Genomic DNA, 21,643 nt, shown 5'->3' on the forward strand with positions numbered 1-21,643 from the left:
TCGTACGGGGTGCGTCCGGCTGCCGTGGTGGGCCACTCGCAGGGCGAGATCGCCGCGGCCGTGGTCGCGGGCGCGCTCACCCTCGCCGACGGCGCCCGCGTCGTGGCGGTCAGGGCCCAGGCGCTGCGGGCCCTCGCCGGGCGCGGCGCGATGGCCTCCCTCGGCGTCGGACCCGACGCGGCCGAGGCGCTGCTCGCCGAGCGGTCAGGCGTGGTGGTCGCCGCCGTCAACGGTCCGTCCTCCACGGTCGTCTCGGGCCCGCCGGAGGCCGTCGCCGAGGTCGTGGCGCAGGTCGAGGCCGAGGGCGGGCGGGCGCGGCTCGTCGACGTCGACTACGCCTCGCACAGCCCGCACGTCGACGAGATCGCCGCCGACCTGCTCCACCGGCTCGACGGGATCGCCCCGGTGGAGACCGCCACCGCCTTCTACTCCTCCCTCACCGGCCGCCGGGCGGACACCGCGACGCTGGACGCGCGGTACTGGGTGGACAACCTGCGCCACCGGGTGGAGTTCGCCCAGGCCGTCGAGGCCGTGCTCGCCGACGGCTACCGCGTCCTGGTGGAGTCCGGCCCGCACCCGGTGCTGAGCACGGGTGTGCAGGAGACCGCCCGGGCGCTGGACCTCGCGGTGGCGACCGTCCCCACGCTGCTGCGCGACAAGGGCGGCGCCGAGCAGCTGCTGCGGGCGCTCGCCCAGGCCTTCACCGCGGGCCTGACTGTCGACTGGAAGGCCTGGTACGGCGCCGAACCCGGCGCCCCCGCCGCACCGACCGTCGACCTCCCCACGTACGCCTTCCAGCGCCGGCACTACTGGATCGACCCCGCCACGCTCGACGGCCCTGGCGACGCCCACGGGTTCGGCCTCACCGCCGCAGGCCATCCGCTGCTGGACGCCGCGGTCCACCTCGCCGGCAGCGACGAGATCCTGCTCACCGGCCGCATCTCGCTCGACGCCCACCCCTGGATCGCCGACCACGCGGTGGCCGGGTCGGTGCTGCTGCCCGGCACGGCCTTCGTCGACCTCGCGGTGCGCGCGGGCGACGAGGCAGGCTGCGACCGGGTCGAGGAACTCGTCCTGGAAACCCCGCTGATCCTCCCGGCGGAGGGCGCCGTCCGGCTGCAGCTCGCGGTGTCCGCGCCCGCCCAGGACACAACGCGCACCTTCACCGTCCACTCCCGCCCCGACAGCCGCGGCGGCCCCGGCGGCGACGACAGCCCCTGGACGCGGCACGCCAGCGGCACGCTCGCCACCGGCGCCCGCCCGGACGGCTTCGACTTCACCGCCTGGCCCCCGCCCGGGGCTGAAGTCCTTCCGCTCGACGGCCTGCACGCCGGGCTCGCCGCCGCCGGCTACGGCTACGGGCCCGCCTTCCGCGGGCTCAAGGCCGCGTGGCGGCGCGGCGACGAGGTCTTCGCCGAGGCCGCGCTCGATGCCGAACTCCAGGCGGGCGCCACAGACTTCGGCCTGCACCCGGCCCTGCTCGACGCCGCCCTCCAGGCCGGCGGCATCGGCCGCGGCAGCACGCCGGAAGGGCAGATGCTGCTGCCCTTCACCTGGAACGGCGTCACGTTGCACGCGGCGGGCGCGGGCGCGCTGCGGGTCCGCATGGTCCCGCTCGCCGACGGGGTCGCCCTCAGCGCCGCGGACTCCTCGGGCCGTCCCGTCGCCACCGCCGAGGCGGTCAGGTCCCGCCCGGTCGCCCTCGACCAGCTGCGCCCCGCCGGCGCCGGCCCCGACGGGCTCTACCGCGTCGAGTGGACCCCCGCGCCGACGCGGGACGGCGCTCTTCCCGCGGCGGCCTGCGAGGTGCTGGGCGCCGACGCACTCGGCGTCACCGCGGCACTGGCCGCCGCAGGCCACCTCGTCCCCGCCGGGGGCGCCTCGTCCTCGCCCGACGGCGCCGGTGCGGAGCCCTTCACCGCCGGGCGGCCGGGCCCTGGCGTGGCGTCCGAGGCGGCGCTCAACGGTTCCGGTGCGGTGGTAGTTGCGCTGCCCGGCGGTACCGGAGCCGAGCCGGACACGGCCGACCGCACCGATGCGGAGGGCTCCGCGGATCCGGCCGCCCGCGGCGCCGCCGAGGGGGAGCCGCCCGTACACGGCGGGCCCGGCGACGGGCGGGCCGGCGACCGCGTCCAGGTGCTGCCCGTCGCGCCGCTGCCCGGCACCGGCCTGGACGACCCCGCCGGGCTCGCCGCCGCCGTCCACGCGGAGACCGTACGGCTCACGGTCCTGCTCCAGCAGTGGCTCGGCGACGAGCGCAACGCCGGGGCCCGGCTCGCGCTGGTGACCCGCGGCGCCCAGTCCACCGGCGCCGAACGCGTCGCCGACCTGGCGCACTCCGCGCTCTGGGGCCTCGCGCGCTCCGTCCAGCTGGAGAACATCGACCGGCTGGTCCTCGTCGACCTCGACCCGGCCGCCCCCGACGACGAAGCCGCCCGCGCGCTCCCCGGCGCCCTGGCCGTCGCCCTCGGCGCGGGCGAGCCGCAGATCGTCGTACGCGGCGGCGCCCCGCTCGTCCCGAGGCTGACCCCGGCACGTACGGAACCCGCGCCGCCCACCCGCGCGGACGCGGAAACCGCCACCCTCGACCCCGAGGGCACCGTCCTGGTCACCGGCGGCACCGGCACCATCGGCGCCCTCGTCGCCCGGCACCTGGTCACCGTCCACGGCGTGCGGCACCTGCTGCTGACCAGCAGGCAGGGCCCGCAGGCGCCCGGGGCCGACGCGCCCTGCACGAGCTGACCCGGGACGCGGACCTGGCGGCCTTCGTCCTCTTCTCCTCCACCGGCGGTGTCGCGGGCGTCGCCGGCCAGGCCAACTACGCGGCCGCCAACGCCTTCCTCGACGCCCTCGCGCAGGACCGCCGGGCGGCCGGGCTGCCCGGCCAGTCGCTCGGCTGGGGTCACTGGGAGCAGAGCAGCGGCATCACCGGCGCGCTCGCCGACCAGGACATCGCCCGCATGGAGCGCTCCGGCATCCGCGCGATGACCTCGGACCAGGGCCTGGCCCTGCTCGACGCGGCGGCCCGGCAGCCCGACGCGCTGCTGGTGCCCGCCCGGCTGGACCTGGGCGCGCTGCGCGAGCTGGCCGCCTCGGGCGTCCTGCCGCGCATCCTCAGCGGCCTGGTCCGCGCCCGGCCCACCGCGGCCCGCGGCACGAGCGGCACGGAGGCGGCGGACGGGACACTGGCCGAGCGCCTCTCGGGCCTCGCACCGGCCGAGCGCGCCCGCGCCCTGCTGGAGCTGGTACGCCGCAACGTCGCGGCCGTGCTCGGGCTCGGGGACGTCCTCGCGGTCGACCCGGCCCGCCCGTTCAAGGAGATCGGCTTCGACTCGCTCACCGCGGTCGAGCTGCGCAACCGGCTCAGCCGCAGCACCGGCGTCACGCTGCCCGCCACGCTCGTCTTCGACATCCCCACCCCCGCGCTGCTCGCCGACCACCTGCGCGACCGCCTCGCCCTCGGGGAGGCCACCGGTCCTGACGCGCTGCTGCGGGAGCTGGACCGGCTGGAGAGCCAGGTGGAGCTGCTCGACGGGGACGAGGAGCGCGACGCGGTGACAGCCCGGCTCGAAGCCCTGCTGGCGCGCTGCCGCCCCGCCGTCCCGGCCACCGCCGCGGGCGGCGAAGGGGTCGTCGAACAGCTCCAGGCGGCCTCGGCCGACGAAGTCCTGCAATTCATCGACTCCCACCTGAGCACGTCCTGAAACAGGACCTGAAAGAGGACCGTCATGGCGAATCAGGAACAGCTGGTCGATTACCTCAAACGGGTCGCGGCGGACCTGCACACCGCGCAGCAGAAGCTGCGCGACCGCGAGGCGCGCGACAGCGAGCCGATCGCGATCGTGGGCATGGCCTGCCGCTACCCCGGCGGGGCCGACACACCCGAAGCCCTGTGGGAGCTGGTGGCCGCCGAGCGCGACGTCATCTCGCCGATCCCCGACGACCGCGGCTGGGACCACAGCCGCTTCAACGACTCGGGCGAGACCGGCACGAGCTACGTGCGCGAGGGCGGCTTCCTGGACGCCATCGCGGACTTCGACGCCGACTTCTTCGACATCAACCCGCGTGAGGCCCTGGCCATGGACCCGCAGCAGCGGCTGCTGCTGGAGACCGCGTGGGAGGCCGTCGAGCGCGCCGGGATCGACCTGACGTCGCTGCGCGGCTCGCGCACCGGCGTCTTCGTCGGCGGCAGCACCGTCTACTACGGGGGGACGGGCGCGCACGCCCCCGAGGAACTCGCCGGGTACCTGGCCACGGGCCTGGCCGCCAGCTCCATGTCGGGCCGCATCTCCTACACCTTCGGCTTCGAGGGGCCGTCCTTCACCGTGGACACCGCCTGCTCGTCGTCGCTGGTCGCGCTGCACCTGGCGGTGCAGGCGCTGCGCCGCGGCGACTGCCCGCTGGCGCTCGCGGCGGGCGTGGCGATGATGCCGACCCCCGGCACCTTCTTGGAGTTCAGCAAGCTCAAGGGCCTCGCGGGCGACGGCCGGTGCAAGGCCTTCGCGGCGGAGGCGGACGGCTTCGGCCCCTCCGAGGGCGTCGGCACCGTGCTGGTCGAGCGGCTCGCGGACGCCCGGCGCCTCGGCCACCCCGTCCTCGCCGTCATCCGCGGCTCCGCGATGAACCAGGACGGCGCCTCCAACGGGCTCACCGCGCCGCACGGCCCCGCCCAGGAGCGCGTCATCCGGCAGGCGCTCGCGGACGCACGGCTGTCCCCGCGCGACATCGACGTCGTCGAGGGCCACGGCACCGGCACCTCGCTCGGCGACCCCATCGAGGCGCAGGCGCTCATCGCCGCGTACGGGGGGCGGCGGGACGAGGGCGGCGACCCTCTGTGGCTGGGTTCGGTCAAGTCCAACATCGGGCACACCCAGGCCGCCGCCGGCATGGCCGGGCTGATCAAGATGGTGTTCGCGCTGCGGCACGGGCTGCTGCCGCGCACCCTGCACGTGTCCGACCCGACGCACCAGGTCGACTGGTCGCAGGGCAGCGTGCGGGTGCTGTCCGAGGCCCGGCCCTGGCCCGACGCCGGGCGCCCGCGGCGGGCAGGCGTGTCCTCCTTCGGGATGAGCGGCACCAACACGCACGTCGTCGTCGAGCAGGCCCCGGAACCGGAAGCCGTGGCCGGGGAAGCGCCGCAAGCCCCCGGGGACACCGCCGTCGCCGAACCGCCCGCCGTGCCCTGGCTGGTGTCGGGCCGGGGCGAGGCCGCGCTGCGCGCCCAGGCGGCCCGGCTGCGGGACTTCCTCACCGCGCGGCCCTACGCGACTCCCGCCGAGGTCGGCCACGGGCTCGCCTGCACGCGGGCCGCGCAGTCGCACCGCGCCGCCGTGGTCGCCGCCGACCGGAGCACCCTGCTCGCCGGGCTCGACTCGATCGCCGCCGGTGCGCCCGGCGGGCGGGTCGTCACCGGGGTGCCCGGCACCGGCGCGACGGTCTTCGTCTTCCCCGGCCAGGGCTCGCAGTGGGCCGGCATGGCCCTCGACCTCGCCGCCGACTCCCCGGTCTTCGCCGGGCACTTCCGGCGCTGCTGCGAAGCGGTCGAGCGCCACGCCGACTACACCGTGGAGGCGGTGCTGCGCGGCGAGCCGGGCGCGCCCTCCCTCGAACGCGTCGACGTCGTGCAGCCGCTGCTGTGGGCGGTGATGGTCGCGCTCGCCGAGCTGTGGCGCTCCTACGGTGTGGAGCCCGCCGCCGTGGTCGGCCACTCGCAGGGCGAGATCGCCGCCGCGTGCGTCGCGGGCATCCTGAGCGTGGACGACGCCGCCCGTGTCGTCGTCCTGCGCTCCCGGGCGCTGCCGGAGCTGTCCGGGCGCGGCGGCATGGCGTCGGTGCCGCGGCCCGTCGCGGAGATCGAGAGGCACCTGGAGCGCTGGTCGGGCAGGCTGTCCGTCGCCGCAGTCAACGGCCCCTCGTCCACGGTCGTGTCGGGCGACGCCGACGCGCTGGACGAGCTGCTCGACGGCTACGCGGCCGACGACGTACGCGCCAAGCGCATCCCCGTCGACTACGCCTCGCACTCCCCGCACGTCGACGCGTTGTGCGAGCGGCTGCTGCGGGACCTCGCGGACATCGACCCGCGGGCCGGGACCGTACCGCTGTACTCCACGGTGACCGGGAAACCGGCGGACGGCGCCGCCATGGACGCCGGCTACTGGTACACCAACCTGCGCGAGCAGGTCCGCTTCGAGCAGGTCACCCGGGCGCTGCTGGCCGACGGGCACAGCACGTTCGTCGAGTGCAGCCCGCACCCGGTGCTCACCGTCGGCATGCAGGAGACGATGGACCAGGCGGGCGTGCACGCCGCCGCGTTCGGCACGCTGCGCCGGGGCGAGGGCGGCTGGGACCGCTTCCTCACCGCGCTCGCCCAGGGCCACGCGTACGGCGCCCCGGTCGACTGGCGGCAGGTCTTCCCCGCCGGCACCCGGTCCGCCGAGCTGCCCACGTACGCCTTCCAGCGGCGCCGCTACTGGCTGGACGCCACCGGCGCCTCCGCCGGCGACCCGGACGGCCTCGGGCTCGCCCCCGCCGCCCACCCGCTGCTCGGCGCCGTCACCGTGCTGGCCGAGGGCGAGCAGGTCGTCCTCACCGGGCGGCTCGGCCTGGACACCCACCCCTGGCTCGCCGACCACGCGGTGGCGGGCGCGGTGCTCGTCCCCGGCGCGGTGTTCGTGGAGCTGGCGGTACGGGCCGGGGACGAGGTCGGCTGCGGCCACCTGGAGGAACTGGTCCTGGCCAGCCCGCTCGTGCTGCCCGCGGAAGGAGCCGCCCACCTCCAGCTCGTGGTGGCCGCCCCCGACCGGGAGGGCCGCCGCACCCTGAGCGTCTACGCGCGCCCGGCGGGCACCGACCGGCCCTGGGTGCCGCACGCCACCGGCATCCTCGCCGCGGGGCCCGGTGCCGCGGCCCCCGGCCCCGACCGCTGGCCGCCGGAGGGCGCCGAGCCGGTGCCGGTGGACGGCGCGTACGACCAGCTCGCCGCGGCCGGCTACCGCTACGGGCCGAGCTTCCGCGGGCTCAGGGCCGCCTGGCGGCGCGGAGACGAGGTCTTCGCCGAGGTCGCGCTGCCCGACGAGCAGCGCCGCCAGGCCGCGGAGTTCGGCATCCACCCCGCGCTGCTGGACGGCGCGCTGCACGCCACCGGGCTGAGCGCGCTGCGCGGCGGCAGCACCCGCATGGCCCTGCCCTTCGCCTGGAACGGCGTCACCCTCGCCGCCTCCGGCGCCGAGATGCTGCGGGTGCGGCTCGCGCCCGCCGGCGACGACGGCCTGTCCGTGCACGCCTTCGACGCCGCGGGCCGCCCGGTCGTCGCGATCGAGTCGCTCGTCACCCGGCCCGTCGACGCCGCGGCCCTGTCGGCGGCCGGCGACGGCGCCGAGGACGTCCTGCTGCGCGTCACCTACCCGCCGCTGCCCGGCGACCACGCCGGGGCCACCACCGCCGGCTGGGTCGCCGTCGCCGCGGACGGCTCCCCGGCCTGCCCCGAACTGCCCCGCCACCGCGACCTCGACGCGCTCGCCGCCGCGCTCGACGCCGGGTTGCCCGTCCCGCCGGTCGCGCTGCTGGTCTGCGACCCGGAGCCGGTCGCGGACGGCACCGGCCTGCCCGGCACCCTGCACCGGCGCCTCGCCGCGGTGCTGGGCGCGGTGCAGCGCTGGCTCGCCGACGAGCGCTTCGCCGCGACCCGGCTCGCCGTCGCCACCCGCGGCGCGGTCGCGGCCCTCGACGGCGAGGACGTCACCGACCTCGCCCACGCGGGCGTGTGGGGCCTGATCCGCTCCGCGCAGTCCGAACACCCCGACCGGCTGGTCCTGCTGGACCTGGACGGGCCGGGGCTCCCCGCGGCGGCGGCCGCCGCGGTCGCCGCGGGGGAGCGGCAGATCGTCGTCCGGGACGGCACCGTACGCGTCTGCCGCGTCGTCCCCGGCGAGGGCGACGGCCTGGCGCTGCCGGACACCCCCGGCTGGCGGCTGGCGGCCGGGCCGGGCGGCACCCTGGACGCGCTGGAGCTGGTGGCCGAGGCCGAGCCCGTACCGCTGGGCCCCGGCGAGGTGCGGATCCGGGTCGGCGCGGCGGGCGTCAACTTCCGCGACGCGCTCATCGCGCTCGGCATGTACCCGGGCGACGCCGCCCTGCGCGGCAGCGAGGGCGCGGGCACCGTCGTCGAGGCCGCGCCCGGCGTGACCTCACCGGCGGTCGGCGACCGCGTGACGGGCCTCTTCCAGGGCGCGTTCGGCACGACCGCGGTGGCCGACGCCCGCAGCCTCGTCCCCGTCCCCGACGGCTGGTCCGACCGGCAGGCGGCGGCGGTGCCCATCGCGTACGTCACCGCGTGGCACGGGCTGCGCGGCCTCGCCGGGCTGGAAGCGGGCGAGCGCGTGCTGATCCACGCCGCGACCGGCGGGGTCGGCACCGCCGCCGTGCACCTCGCCCGGCACCTGGGCGCCGAGGTGTACGCGACCGCGGGGCCCGGCAAGCAGCACGTCCTGGCGGCGATGGGCATCGACGCCGACCACCGCGCCTCCTCCCGCGACCTGGACTTCGAGGCGGCCTTCCGGGCGGCCACCGGCGGGCGCGGTGTGGACGTCGTCCTCAACAGCCTCACCGGCGCCGCCACCGACGCCTCGCTGCGGCTGCTGGCCCCGGGCGGCCGCTTCGTCGAGATGGGCCTGACCGACGTCCGCGACCCGGCGCGGCTCGCCGCCGACCACCCCGGCGCGGCCTACCGCGTCCTGGACCTCGGCGAGCCCGGCCCCGAAGGCATCGGGTGGATGCTCGCCGAGATCACCGGCCTGCTGCGCACCGGCGAGCTGGCCCACCCGCCCGTGCGCGGCTACGACATCCGGCGGGCCCGCGAGGCCCTGCGGCTGATGAGCCGGGCCGCGCACATCGGCAAGATCGTGCTGACCCTCCCGCGCCCCCTCGACCCCGAGGGCACCGTCCTGGTCACCGGCGGCACCGGCACGCTCGGCGCCCTCGTCGCCCGGCACCTGGTCACCGTCCACGGCGTGCGGCACCTGCTGCTGACCAGCAGGCAGGGCCCGCAGGCGCCCGGGGCCGACGCGCCCGGACCGGCTCGCCGCGGTACTTCGCCCCAAGGCGGACGCGGCCTGGCATCTGCACGAGCTGACCCGGGACGCGGACCTGGCCCTCTTCGTCCTCTTCTCCTCCGTCGTCGGTGTGCACGGCAACCCCTCGCAGGCCAACTACGCGGCCGCCAGCAGCTTCCTGGACGCGCTGGCCCGGCACCGGCAGGCCCGCGGGCTGCCCGGCCAGTCGCTGGCCTGGGGCATGTGGGAGGAGACCAGCACGCTCACCGGCGAGCTGGACGAGGGCATGCGGCAGCGCATCCGGCAGGCCGGCATGCTGCCGCTGCCCACCGACCGGGCGCTGGCCCTGCTCGACCGGGCCCACGCGCGCGGCGACGCCCTCCTGGTGCCGATGCGGCGCCCTGCCGAGACCGCGGCCCCGGCCGCCGCGAGCCGCGCAAGGGCCCGCCGGGTGGCCGACAGCGGCACGGCCGCCGCCGCGGGGCCGGTGCTGGCCGAGCAACTTGCCGCCCTCCCCGCGGAGGAGCGCGAGGGCGCCGTGCTGGAGGCGGTGTGCGCGCACATGGCCGCCGTGCTCGGCCACGACTCCGCCGACGAGATCCACACCGAACGCACCTTCAAGGAGTTGGGCTTCGACTCGCTGACCGCGGTCGAGCTGCGCAACCGGCTGTCCGCCGCGGCGGGCCTGCGGCTGCCCGCCACCCTCGTCTTCGACTTCCCGCACCCCGTCGCCCTGGCCCGGCACCTGTGCGAGCAGATCGCCGCGGCCGCCCCGTCCGCCGTCCCCGCCGCGCCCGAGGAGCCGCCGCCCGGCGGGGAGGGCGAGGCCACCGAGCGCCGGGTGCGGCAGCTGCTGGCGGCCGTACCGCTGCGGCGGCTGGAGGAGTCCGGACTGCTCGACGCCCTGCTGCGGCTCGGCGACGCGGACGAACCGCCCGGCGCGGACGCGGAGGCTCCCGGGAGCGGCGACGACCTCGCCGGGATGGACCTGGACGAGCTGGTGGACATGGCCCTGCGCAACGGCGGGTCCTGACGTGGACCGCACCCGACCCCGTCCCTGCGGAAGGACGCCATGACCGAGCCGGACAGCAAGGTCGCCGCGGCGCTGCGCGCGGCGCTGCGGGAGGCCGAGCGGCTGCGCCGGGAGAACGCCGGGCTGCGCGCGGCGGCCCGCGAGCCGATCGCCGTCACCGCGATGGCCTGCCGCTACCCCGGCGGCGTCGCCTCCCCGGAGGACCTGTGGGAACTGGTGACCGCCGAGCGGGACGCCGTCGGCGGCTTCCCGCGCGACCGCGGCTGGGACCTCGACGCGCTGACCGGCCCCGGCGCCCACCCCGCCGTGCGCAGCGGGGTCGCCGAGGGGGGCTTCCTCGCGGACGCCGCCGCCTTCGACCCGGCGCCCTTCGGGATGTCCCCGGGCGAGGCGTCGGTGACGGACCCGCAGCAGCGGCTGCTGCTGGAGACGTCGTGGGAGGCCTTCGAACGGGCCGGGATCGACCCGCGGTCGGTGTCCGGCGGCGACATCGGCGTCTTCATGGCCACGACCGGCCAGGACTACACCGCCAACCTGGTGGACGTCCCCGACGACCTCCTCGAAGCCACCGGGTCCGGCAGCACGGCCGCCGTGCTCTCCGGCCGGATCGCCTACGCCTTCGGCCTCGAAGGCCCCACCGCCACGCTGGACACCGCGTGCTCCGGCTCGCTCGTCGCGCTGCACCTGGCCTGCCAGGCGCTCCGCGCCGGCGAGTGCTCCATGGCGCTGGCCGGCGGCGTCGCCGTCATGTCCAGCCCCAACCGCTTCGTCGGCACCGGGCGCGGCATCGGGCTCGCCGTCGCCGCCCGCTGCCGCTCCTTCGCCGACGGGGCCGCCGGGATCGCCTTCGCGGAGGGCGCGGGCGTGCTGCTGGTGGAGCGCCTGTCCACCGCCCGCGCGCACGGCCGCCCCGTGCTCGCCGTGGTGCGCGGCGGCGCGATCGGCCAGGAGGGCGCCAAGGGCGGCCTCAACGCCCCCAACGGCGCGGCCCAGCAGCGCCTGATCCGGCGGGCGCTGGACGGGGCGGGGCTGCGGCCGCACGAGGTCGACGTCGTCGAGGGCCAGGGCGCGGGCGGCATGCTCGGCGACGCGGTCGAGGCGCAGGCGCTGGCCGCCGTCTACCGCGAGGGCCGCCCCGACGACCGGCCGCTGCTGCTCGGCTCGGTCAAGTCCAACATCGGCCACAGCCAGGCCGCCAGCGGCATGGCCGGGCTCGTCAAGACCGTCCAGGCCATGCGGCACGGCGTCGTGCCCCGCACACTGCACTCCGAGGTGCCCTCCCCGCACATCGCCTGGGAGCAGGGCCGCATCCGGCTCGCGACCGCCGCCACGCCCTGGCCGGACACCGGGCGTCCGCGCCGCGCAGGGGTGTCCTCCTTCGGCTTCGGCGGCACCGACGCGCACCTCCTGCTGGAGCAGGCACCGCCCCCGGACCCCGTCGCGGAGTCCGGGACACCCGCGGGCGGCGTGCTGCTCTGCCCCCTCTCCGGCTGCGACGCGCAAGCGCTGCGCGCCCAGGCCGCCCGGCTGCTCGCGCACGTCGCCGAGCGGCCCGCGCTGCGGCCCGCCGACGTCGCGCTGTCCGCGGCCACCACCCGCGCCGCCCTCGACCACCGCGGGGTCGTCGCCGCCACCACCCGCGACGAACTGCTCGACGGCCTGCGGGCGCTCGCCGACGGCCGCCCCGCGCCGCACGCCGTACGGGGCACGGTCGGGCGCCGCCGCCACCTCGTCGTGCTGCTCACGCCCGGTCCCCTCGCGCCCGGCGGCGGCAAGGAACTGTACGACGCCTTCCCGGAGTTCGCCGCCGCCTTCGACGCGGCCTGCGCCGGGCTCGGCGCCACCGCCGCGGAAGGCGCCGCGGGACTCCCCGGACCCGTCAGGGAGTTCGCGCTCCAGGCCGGGCTGCACCGGCTCTTCGTGTCCTGGGGCGTACGGCCGCGCGCCGTCCGCGGCGACGGCACCGGCCGACTCGCCGCCGAGCACCTCGGCGGGCGGCTCCCGCTGCCGGAGGTGCGGAAGGCGCTCGCGGCGGCGGGACCGGGGCCCGCCCCCGCCGACTTCGCCGCCGACGTCCGCGCGCTGGCCAGGGAAGGGACGGTCTTCCTGGAGCTGGGCGGCCACGAGACGGCCGGGCTGCTGCGCGCCGCGGGCCTCACCGCCGTGGCCGCGCTGCGCCCCGGCGCCGCGGAACCGGCCGCCGCCCTGGCCGCGCTGGCCGAGGCGTACGTCCGGGGGACCGCCGTGGACTGGCCCGCGGTCTTCGCCGGGAGCGGCGCCCGCCGGGTGGACCTGCCCACGTACGCCTTCCGGCGCGCCCGCTACTGGCGCGCCGCGTACAGCCCCGACCTCAGCCGGCTGCCACCGGCGCACGACGGCGGGACGTCCGGACCGGCACTGGACAGCGGGACGGGCACGGTGCACGACGGCGGTGCGGCCGGACCGGCGCGCCGCAGGGGGAACGAACCGGCTCACGACACGGACCAGGGGAGGACCCGGTGACGGGGGAGCGCGCCCGCAAGAGGACCGCCCGGGAGCACAGCAGGCTGCTCACCGCGGGCGACGTCGACGGACTGCTCGCCCTCTACACGCCGGACGCCGTCTTCGAGGACCCCGTCGGATCAGGCGCCCGGCAGGGCCACGAGGCGCTGCGCGCCCACTTCGCGTCCGCCGCCGCGGGCGGACCCGCCGAGACCGTCGAGGACACCGTCGCAGGACAGGACGGCACCCATGTCCTGTCCCGGATCACGTCCGTCACCGGCTACCGCCCGCTCGGCCCCCGCTACGCCGCCCGCGGCTGGCTGGCGCCGCCGCAGGGCGCGGAACCCGCCTTCCTGCGCCGCCACTACGCGCTGCAGCTGCGGGTCGCGCCGTCCGGCCTGATCGAGGACATGCGGGCCTACTGGGGCCGCCCCGACCTGGAAGTCTCCGCCGACGGCGCGGACTTCACCGGCCCCGCCGAGCTGTCGCCCCGCGAGGAGGCGCTGCGCAGGCTGCCCGGGACGTACCTCGCGCGGCTGACGGGCGGGGACGTGGAGGGCACCGTCGAGCTGTTCGCCGAGGACATCGTCTTCGAGGACCCGGTCGGCGGCATCCTGCTGCGCGGCAAGGACGCGCTGCGCGAGCACGTCTTCCGCGGCTCGGCGGGCAAGGTGCACGAGGTGCTGGGCCGGCCCGTCTCCTCGATGGACGGGCGCTTCGTCGTCATCCGCGGCGACGCGCGCGTGCTCGTACCCGCCGAGATGCGCATGCGCATGATCACCGTGTGCGAGATCGACGACGCCGGGCTCGGCGTGCACATCCGAGGCTACTGGGGCCTCGGCGATCTCACCATGGAGCCCGCACCGCCCCGGACCCCCGCGGCACCCGCGGAAAGGCCCGCTTAAGCGGCCGGGGACACCCTCGTGAGGGCGGCCCCCGGGCCCGCGGGGCGCCCCCGCGCGGCGGAGCCCGAAGAACCCGGACCACCCGAAGAATCCGAAGTGCCCGCAGAACCGAGAGCGACCACCGGAGTTCCCGCTGCGAAGGGACGAGACGCCGTGACCACACCGACACGCGCTGTCGTGCTGGGGGGTGGATGGGCCGGCATGCTGACCGCCCATGTGCTGTCCCGGCACCTGGAATCCGTCACCGTCGTCGAGCGCGACGTCCTGCCGGACGGCCCGCAGCACCGCAAGGGCCAGCCGCAGGCGCACCACGTCCACGTCCTGTGGTCCAGCGGCGCCGGCATCGTCGAGCGGTTGCTGCCGGGCACTGCCGACCGGCTGCTGGCCGCCGGCGCCCGCCGGATCGGCTTCCAGAGCGACCTGGTGACCCTGACCGCGTGGGGCTGGCAGTACCGCTTCCCCGCCTCCGCGCACGCCATGATGTGCACCCGCCCGCTGCTCGACTGGGTGGTCCGCAGCGGCATCCTGTCCCGCGGCCGGGTCCGCGTGGAGCAGGGCACCGAGGTCGTCGAGCTGGCCGGCGACCGCACCCGGGTCACCGGTGTGCGGGTGCGCGCCGCGGACGGCGGCACCCCCCGGCTGCTGGAGGCCGACCTCGTGGTGGACGCCACCGGCCGCGCCTCGCGCCTGGGCCACTGGCTGGGCGCCCTCGGCCTGCCCGGCGTCGAGCAGGACGTGGTGGACGCCGGGATCGGCTACGCCACCCGGATGTTCAAGGCCCCTGACGGCGCGAGCGCCGCCTTCCCCGCCGTCCAGGTCGCCGCCGACCCGCTGACCCGGCAGCCCGGCCGCTTCGGCGTCGTCTACCCGCAGGAGGGCGGCCGCTGGCTGGTCACCCTCACCAGCACTCGCGGCGCCCCGCTGCCCGGCCGCGAGGACGAGTTCGAGGCCTTCGCCAAGGGGCTGCGGCACCAGGTCGTGAGCGACCTGATGAGCGTCGCCGAGCCCGTCGGCCCGGTCTTCCAGTCGCACTCGGGCGCCAACCGGCGGCTCTACCCCGAGCGCATGCCGCAGTGGCCCGACGGCCTGCTGATCCTCGGCGACTCGCTGGCCGCCTTCAACCCCGTCTACGGCCACGGCATGAGCTCCGCCGCCCGCGCGGCGGACGCCCTCGACACCGAACTCGCGCGCGGCGCCCTCGCCGAGGGCGGCACCCGGCGGGTGCAGGCGGCGCTCGCCGCCGTCGTCGACGACCCGTGGATCATGGCCGGGCTCAACGACATCCAGTACGTCAACTGCCGCAACCTGTCCAGCGATCCGCGGCTGACCGGGCCCGACATCGCCGAGCGGCTGAAGTTCTCCGACTTCGTCTCCGGCAAGTCGATCCGCTCCCGGCGGGTGTGCGAGGTCGCCACACAGGTGCTCAGCCTGAACGCGCCGCAGAAGTCCCTGGGCGAGGCCCGCTTCCTGTCGCTGCTGCACAGCGACACCACCCTGGGCGAGCTGCGCGAACCGCCCTTCCACGACGGCGAGCTGGAGTCGGTCGGGCTGCGGCCCTACGGCGCCACCGCCGCCCGCGGAGTCCTCGGGTGACCCCTGCCCGCCCCCGTACCGCCCGCCACCCCACCGAGGAAGGTGCAGCCATGGAAGGACCCGACGAAGCAGCCCCCGCCGAGGAGGCCGGGCAGCCCGGCGGCCCGGCCGACGAACAGGCGGCCGCGCTGGTGGCGCAGCTCGCCACGGCAGCGCCGGAGGAGCGGCAGGAGCTGCTGGGCGACCTGGTGCTGCACCGGGCGCGCGCGATCCTCGACGGCCAGGAGCTGGACGAGGACAGCAACTTCCTGCTGAACAACATGAGTTCGCTGGCCGCCGTCCGCCTGTCCAAGACCCTCACCGACGACACCGGCCTGGAGGTCCCGCTCGTCGCCATCGTCGAGCACCCCACCCCCACACTGCTCGGCAAATACCTCGCCGAGGCGTACGAGGCCGAGGCCGGCTGACCCCAGGGGGTCCCCGCGACGCCGCTGCGTCCCCCGCTCCGATCCCCTTCCAGGGCAAGGGAAACCGCCATGAATGTGTCCGTCCCCGTCGACGACTCGGTGAGGCTGAACGTGCGGCAGCGGCCCGGCGGCTCGGGCCGGCCGGTGCTGCTGGTGCACGGACTGGGGTCCAACTCCCGGATGTGGGACGAGGTCGCCGCCCTGCTCGCCGCCGCCGGGCACCCCGTGCACGCCGTCGACATGCGCGGGCACGGCGAGTCCGACCTGCCCCGGGAGAGCTTCGACAACGCGACCGCCGTGGCCGACCTGGCGGCCGTCTGCGACGCGCTGGGGCTCGGCGGCGCCCTGCTGGCCGGGCACTCGTGGGGCGGGAACATCGCGATGCGGCTCGCCGCGGTGCGCCCCGAACTCGCCGCGGGGCTCGCCCTGGTGGACGGCGGCGGCCCGGTAGACGTCCAGGGCGGCGCGCTGCCCCGCGACACGGACGACGTCGGGTGGTGGGGCCCCGACGCGCGGGCGCCCCGGGAGGCCATGCGCACCGTGCTGCGGGCCATCCACCCGCGCTGGTCGGCCGCCGCGGTCGACGCGAGCCTGTCCGACATGGTCGAAGGACCCGACGGGCTGCTCGGGCCGCGGCTGCCGCTGGAGCACTACCGGTCGGTGTGGAGGAGCATGTGGAACGACCCGCCCGCCCGCTGGTACCCGGACGTCAGGGTGCCCGTCGTGCTGCTCAAGGCCGTGCCCCCGAACCCGCCGCCCACCTGGCTCGCCTGGGCCCGGCAGTGGGTCGCCGACGCCGAGGCGGCGCTGCCGCAGGCGGAGTCGCGCTGGTACGCAGACTCCGACCACAACCTGCACGCCGACCACCCCGACCGGGTGGCCGCCGACCTGCTGGAGCTGGCCCGCACCGTCGACAAGCAGGCCGGGGCCCAGGCCGCGGAGCGGTCCTGACATGGCCGACGACCAGCAGAAGCTGCTCGACTACCTCAAGCGCGTCACCGGCGACCTGCGCGACGCCCGGCGCCGCATCGAGGACGCGGAGCACGCCGCCCACGAGCCCGTCGCCGTCGTCGGCATCGGCTGCCGCTTCCCCGGCGGTGTGAGCAGCGCCGACGACCTGTGGGAGCTGGTCGCCGCCGGCCGCGACGCCACCGGCGACCTGCCCGCGGACCGCGGCTGGGACCTCGACGCCCTCTACGACCCCGAGCCCGGCCACGCCGGCACGTCGTACGTGCGCCGCGGCGGCTTCGTCACCGGCGCCGACCGCTTCGACGCCGCCTTCTTCGGCATCAGCCCCAACGAGGCCGTCACCATGGCCCCGCAGCAGCGGCTCGCCCTGGAGGTCGCCTGGGAGGCGATCGAGCACGCCCGCATCGACCCGCACACCCTGCGCGGCAGCCGCACCGGCACCTACCTCGGCTGCGACGGCATCGACTACTTCCTCAACTCCTTCCACGTGCCCGACAACGCGGCGGGGTACCTCACCACCGGCAACTCGCCCAGCGTGGTGGCCGGACGGGTGGCCTACGCCCTCGGCCTGGAGGGCGCCGCGGTCACCCTGGACACCGCGTGCTCCTCCGCGCTCGTCGCCATGCACCTGGCCTGCCAGGCGCTGCGGCAGCGGGAAGTGGGCCTGGCACTGGCCGGCGGGGTGTACGTGATGTCGTCGACCGCGCCCCTGGTCGGCTTCAGCGAGCTGCGCGCGCTCGCCCCCGACGGCCGCTGCAAGCCCTTCGCCGCGGGCGCCGACGGGATGACGCTCGCCGAGGGCGCCGGGATCGTGCTGCTGGAGCGGCTGTCCGACGCCCGGAGCAACGGGCACCCGGTGCTCGCCGTCATCCGCGGCTCCGCCGTCAACGAGGACGGCGCCAGCAACGGGCTCACCGCGCCCAACGGTCCCTCCCAGCAGCGCGTCATCGAGCAGGCCCTCGCGAACGCCCGGCTGGCGCCCGCGGACGTGGACGCCGTCGAGGCGCACGGCACCGGCACCGCGCTCGGCGACCCCATCGAGGCGCAGGCGCTGCTCGCCGCCTACGGCCGGGACCGGCCGGAAGGGCGGCCGCTGTGGCTGGGATCGGTCAAGGCCAACATCGGGCACACGCAGATCGCCGCGGGCGCCGCGGGCGTCGTCAAGACGGTCATGGCGCTGCGCCACGGCACCCTGCCGCGGCTGCTGCACCTCGACGAGCCGAGCCCGCACGTGGCCTGGGGCTCCGGGGACGTGCGGCTGCTGACCTCCGACGTGCCCTGGCCGCGCGACGGGCAACGGCCCCGGCGGGCGGGCGTGTCCGCCTTCGGTTTCTCCGGCACGAACGCGCACCTCATCCTGGAGGAGGCGCCGGAGACGCCGCGCCCGGCGACGGCGCCGCCGTCCGCGCCGGCGGCTGTGGTGCCGTCCCCTGGCGCGGGTGCTGCCGCGGCGCCTTCCGGCCCGGGTTCGGCGGTGACGTCTTCCGGCCCGGATGTGGCCGTGGTTCCGTCTTCCGGGGTGGAGGCGGCTGTGGTGCCGTCCCCTGGCGCGGGTGCTGCCGCGGCGCCTTCCGGCCCGGGTTCGGCGGTGACACCTTCCGGCCCGGATGTGGCCGTGGTGCCGTCTTCCGGGTCGGATGTGGCCGTGGCGCGGGCCCCCGGGCCGGACGTCGCCGTGTGGGCGCTGTCGGCCCGCAGCGCGGACGCCCTGCGCGGGCAGGCCCGGCGGCTCCTCGCCGGGGTGCGGGACACCGATCCGCACGCGGTCGGCTGGTCGCTGGCCGCCACGCGCTCGGCCTTCGAGCACCGGGCCGCCGTCACCGGGTCCGGCACCGCCGAGCTGCGCGAGCGGCTCGCCGCCCTCGCCGCGGGCGAACCGGCCCCCGGCGTCGTCACCGGCACCGCCCGTACGGCGGGTCCCGGCGTCGTGCTGGTCTTCCCGGGCCAGGGCTCCCAGTGGCCCGGCATGGGACGCGAACTCCTCGACTCCTCCGCGGTGTTCGCCGCCCGTATCGCCGAGTGCGAGGCCGCCCTCGCGCCGTACGTCGACTGGTCGCTGACCGGGGCGCTGCGCGGCGCGGCGGGCGCGCCGGACCCGGCCAGGGTGGACGTGGTCCAGCCCGTGCTGTGGGCGCTCATGGTGGCGCTCGCCGCCGAGTGGGCCCACCACGGTGTCGTGCCCGCGGCCGTCGTCGGGCACTCGCAGGGCGAGATCGCCGCCGCGTGCGTCGCGGGCGCGCTCGCGCTGGACGAGGGCGCCCGCGTGGTGGCGCAGCGCTCGCAGGCGCTGCGTGCGCTGGCCGGAAAGGGCGCGATGGCCTCCCTCGGCATCGGATCGGACGCCGCCGTCCGGCTCGTCGCCGACCTCGGCGAGGCGGCGGCGGGGGTGGGCGTCGCCGCGCTCAACAGCCCGTCGTCCACCGTGGTCTCCGGCCCGCCGGACGCGGTCGCCGCCGCCGTCGCCGCGTGCGAGGCCACCGGCGCGCGGGCCCGCACCATCGACGTCGACTACGCCTCGCACGGCCCGCAGGTCGACGCCATCGCGGACGACGTACGGGCCCGGCTGGCGGGCGTCCAGGGCGTGTCCACGGACGTCGCCTTCCACTCCACCCTGACCGGCGGCCCGCTGGACACCGCGGAGCTGGACGCCGGCTACTGGCTGGCGAACCTGCGCCGGCCGGTACGCCTCACCGAGGCGGTCGACTCCCTGCTGGCCGCGGGCCACCGGGTGTTCGTCGAGGTCAGCACGCACCCCGTGCTCGTGCCCGTGCTCCAGCAGTGCTTCGAGGCCGCCGGGATCGACGCGCATGCCGCGGGGACGCTGCGGCGCGGCGAGGGCGGCCCCGCGCAACTGGCCCTCGCACTGGGCCAGGCCTTCGCCGCGGGCGCGCCGGTGGACTTCCGCGCCTGGCACGGCGGCCCGTCCGCCGCGCGGGCCGTCGACCTGCCCACCTACGCCTTCGACCGGCAGCGCTACTGGCTGCCCACCGCCCGCCCCGGCGCCGCGGGCGGCCCGCAGGACCCGGCCGAGGCCGAACTGTGGGGCGCCGTCGAGGAAGAGGACGCCGTGGCGCTCGCCGGGGTGCTGGAGCCGGACGGCGACCCCGCCGCGGGAGCCGAGGCGCTGCGGCCCGCCCTGCCGATGCTGGCCGCCTGGCGCAGCCGCCACCGCGAGCGCGGCACGCTGGCCGCCTGGGGCCACCGGATCCGCTGGACGCCCCTGCCGGAGCCCGCGCCGCCCGCGCTCGCCGGCACCTGGCTGCTGCTCGCCCCGGACGGCCGCACCGACGACCCGGCGGTGCGGACCGCGGCCGAGGCGCTGCGCGCGCACGGCGCCGCCGTCCGGCAGCTGACCGTCGACGCGCGCACCGCGCAGCGCGCCGGGCTGGCCGCCGAACTGGCCGCCGCAGACGAGGACTTCGCCGGGGTCGTGAGCCTGCTCGCCCTCGACGAGCGCCCCCGCCCCGGCCGTCCCGGCGTGCCCGCGGGGCTGTCCGCCACCGTGGCCGCCCTCCAGGCCCTGGGCGACTCCCGGATCGGCGCGCCGCTGTGGTGCGTGACCCGCGGCGCCGTCTCGACCGGCCCCGCCGACCCGCTGCCGCACCCCGTGCAGGCGCAGGTGTGGGGCCTGGGTCGGGTGGCCGCGCTGGAGCACCCCGACCGCTGGGGTGGCCTCGCCGACCTGCCCGCCGAACCCGGTGCGGACGCCGCCGCCCGCCTCGCGGCCGTCCTCGCGGGGATCCCGCGCGGGGAGGGCGCGGAGGACCAGACCGCCGTCCGTACCGAAGGCGTGCTGGCCCGCCGCCTCGACCACGCGGCCCCCGAGCGCGGCCCCGGCCGCCCCTGGCAGCCGGCCGGCACCGTCCTGGTCACCGGCGGCACCGGCGGCGTCGGTGCGCTGCTCGCCCGCTGGGCCGCCCGCAGCGGGGCCGCCCGCCTCGTCCTCACCAGCCGCCGCGGCCCCGACGCGCCCGGCGCCCGGGAGCTGGCCGAAGAACTGCGCGGCCTCGGGGCCGAGGTGACGATCGCCGCGTGCGACGCCGCCGACCGCGAGGCCATGGCGGGCGTGCTCGCCGCGATCCCCGCCGGGCAGCCGCTCACCGCCGTCGTGCACGCCGCGGGCGTCAGCGACCAGGCCCTCATCGCCGACGCCGACGACGCGCACCTGGAGCGCATGCTCGCGCCCAAGGCGCTCGCCGCCCGGCATCTGCACGAGCTGACCCGGCATCTGGAGCTGTCCGCCTTCGTGCTGTTCTCCTCCGTCAGCGCGGTGTGGGGCAGCGGCGGGCAGGCCGCGTACGCCGCCGCCAACGCCCAGCTGGACGCCCTCGCCGAGCACCGCCGCGGCCTCGGCCTGCCCGCCACCTCCGTGGCCTGGGGCCTGTGGGGGGAGGTCGGCATGGCGACCTCCGACGAGGAGGTCGACTTCTTCCGCCGCCGGGGCATCCGCCCGCTGGAGCCCGGCCTCGCCCTCGCCGCCCTGCGGGAAGCGGTCGGGCGGCCCGCGCCCGCGTCCGTGGTCGCCGCCGTGGACTGGCGCCGCTTCCTGCCGAGCTTCACCGCGCTTCGCCCCAGCGCCCTGCTCGCCGACCTTCCGGAGGCCGCGGCCGACCGCGCGGAGGAGGCCGGACCCGCCCCGCAGGAGGCGGGCCCGCTGCTGCGCAAGCTCACCGGCAGGCCGGCGGCCGAGCAGCACGAGATCCTCCTGCGGCACGTGCAGGGGCACGCCGCCGGCATCCTCGGCCACAGCGGCGCGGACGCCGTGCCGCCCGGCAAGCCCTTCCAGGAACTCGGCTTCGACTCGCTCACCGCCGTCCAGTTGCGCAACGAGCTGAGCGGCAGCACGGGCCTGCGCCTGCCCACCACCGTCCTGTTCGACCACCCCACCGCCGACGACCTCGCGCGGCATCTGCACGGCCTGCTCGTCGCCGACGCCGCCACCGGCGAGCAGCACGTCATGGCCGGGCTCGACGGCTGGGACGCCGCCCACGCGCCGGACGCGGTCGGCGAGGCCGCCCGCAACCGGGTCGCGGTGCGGTTGCGGCTGCTCGCCGACAAGTGGGCGGGGGAGGGCGGCGAGGCGGACGCGCACGGTGACCTGGAAGAGGCCACGGCGCAGGAGATCTTCGACCTGATCGCCACGGAGTTCGGCAAGTCCTGAGCTGCTGCGGCCCTTCCGGACGGAGGGGCCGCAGCGCGGGGGCG

9 protein-coding genes and 2 pseudogenes are annotated in these 21,643 nt (G+C 77.5%); all 11 read left to right on the forward strand.

All coding sequences use genetic code 11. From position 1 onward, the window contains the following. Positions 1–2,742 (forward strand): acyltransferase domain-containing protein (locus IH54_RS46390; RefSeq protein ID WP_234344224.1); only part of this gene is annotated, 2,742 nt, incomplete at its 5' end. A gap of 14 nt (positions 2,743–2,756) precedes the next feature. Continuing rightward, positions 2,757–2,852 (forward strand): annotated as a pseudogene (locus IH54_RS47400) (KR domain-containing protein); the annotation flags it as partial. 108 nt (positions 2,853–2,960) lie between these two features. Beyond that, the gene (locus tag IH54_RS46395) at positions 2,961–3,704 is read left to right on the forward strand and encodes a phosphopantetheine-binding protein (protein ID WP_052398264.1); all 744 of its coding nucleotides are present in this window, start codon (positions 2,961–2,963) and stop codon (positions 3,702–3,704) included. 42 nt (positions 3,705–3,746) lie between these two features. Then, positions 3,747–9,002 (forward strand): annotated as a pseudogene (locus tag IH54_RS47405) (acyltransferase domain-containing protein); the annotation flags it as partial. A 124-nt stretch (positions 9,003–9,126) separates the two neighbouring features. Next, a complete protein-coding gene (locus tag IH54_RS45070; RefSeq protein WP_234344226.1) occupies positions 9,127–10,083 on the forward strand; it encodes a beta-ketoacyl reductase in 957 nt (318 codons plus the stop codon). 39 nt (positions 10,084–10,122) lie between these two features. Next, positions 10,123–12,585, forward strand: a complete 2,463-nt coding sequence (locus IH54_RS0136445) for a beta-ketoacyl synthase N-terminal-like domain-containing protein (protein WP_052398273.1) — start codon at positions 10,123–10,125, stop codon at positions 12,583–12,585. Further along, positions 12,582–13,469 carry a nuclear transport factor 2 family protein gene (locus IH54_RS47415; RefSeq protein ID WP_063762441.1) on the forward strand — a complete coding sequence of 296 codons (888 nt, stop codon included), beginning with the start codon at positions 12,582–12,584 and terminating at the stop codon, positions 13,467–13,469. The genes IH54_RS0136445 and IH54_RS47415 overlap by 4 nt, the downstream gene beginning before the upstream one ends. A gap of 153 nt (positions 13,470–13,622) precedes the next feature. Next, entirely contained in the window at positions 13,623–15,062 is a 1,440-nt protein-coding gene (locus IH54_RS0136455) for an NAD(P)/FAD-dependent oxidoreductase (RefSeq protein ID WP_031525341.1), read from the forward strand. 50 nt (positions 15,063–15,112) lie between these two features. Beyond that, a complete protein-coding gene (locus IH54_RS0136460) occupies positions 15,113–15,469 on the forward strand; it encodes an acyl carrier protein (RefSeq protein WP_052398274.1) in 357 nt (118 codons plus the stop codon). Between the two features lie 69 nt (positions 15,470–15,538). Continuing rightward, positions 15,539–16,420 (forward strand): alpha/beta fold hydrolase, encoded by an 882-nt coding sequence (locus IH54_RS40770; protein WP_043183276.1) that lies wholly within the window; start codon positions 15,539–15,541, stop codon positions 16,418–16,420. Position 16,421: 1 nt separating this feature from the next. Continuing rightward, positions 16,422–21,599, forward strand: a complete 5,178-nt coding sequence (locus IH54_RS0136470) for a type I polyketide synthase (RefSeq protein ID WP_031525344.1) — start codon at positions 16,422–16,424, stop codon at positions 21,597–21,599. The last annotated feature ends 44 nt before the right edge of the window (positions 21,600–21,643 follow it).

The organism is Streptomyces sp. NRRL F-5123, from assembly GCF_000721495.1.
Taxonomy (GTDB): Bacteria; Actinomycetota; Actinomycetes; order Streptomycetales; family Streptomycetaceae; genus Actinacidiphila.

Coding starts and splice junctions, on each gene's coding strand:
- IH54_RS46395 (WP_052398264.1), top strand. CDS start 2,961: ATGGAGCGCTCCGGCATCCGCGCGATGACCTCGGACCAGGGCCTGGCC.
- IH54_RS0136445 (WP_052398273.1), top strand. CDS start 10,123: ATGACCGAGCCGGACAGCAAGGTCGCCGCGGCGCTGCGCGCGGCGCTG.
- IH54_RS0136460 (WP_052398274.1), top strand. CDS start 15,113: ATGGAAGGACCCGACGAAGCAGCCCCCGCCGAGGAGGCCGGGCAGCCC.
- IH54_RS40770 (WP_043183276.1), top strand. CDS start 15,539: ATGAATGTGTCCGTCCCCGTCGACGACTCGGTGAGGCTGAACGTGCGG.
- IH54_RS0136470 (WP_031525344.1), top strand. CDS start 16,422: ATGGCCGACGACCAGCAGAAGCTGCTCGACTACCTCAAGCGCGTCACC.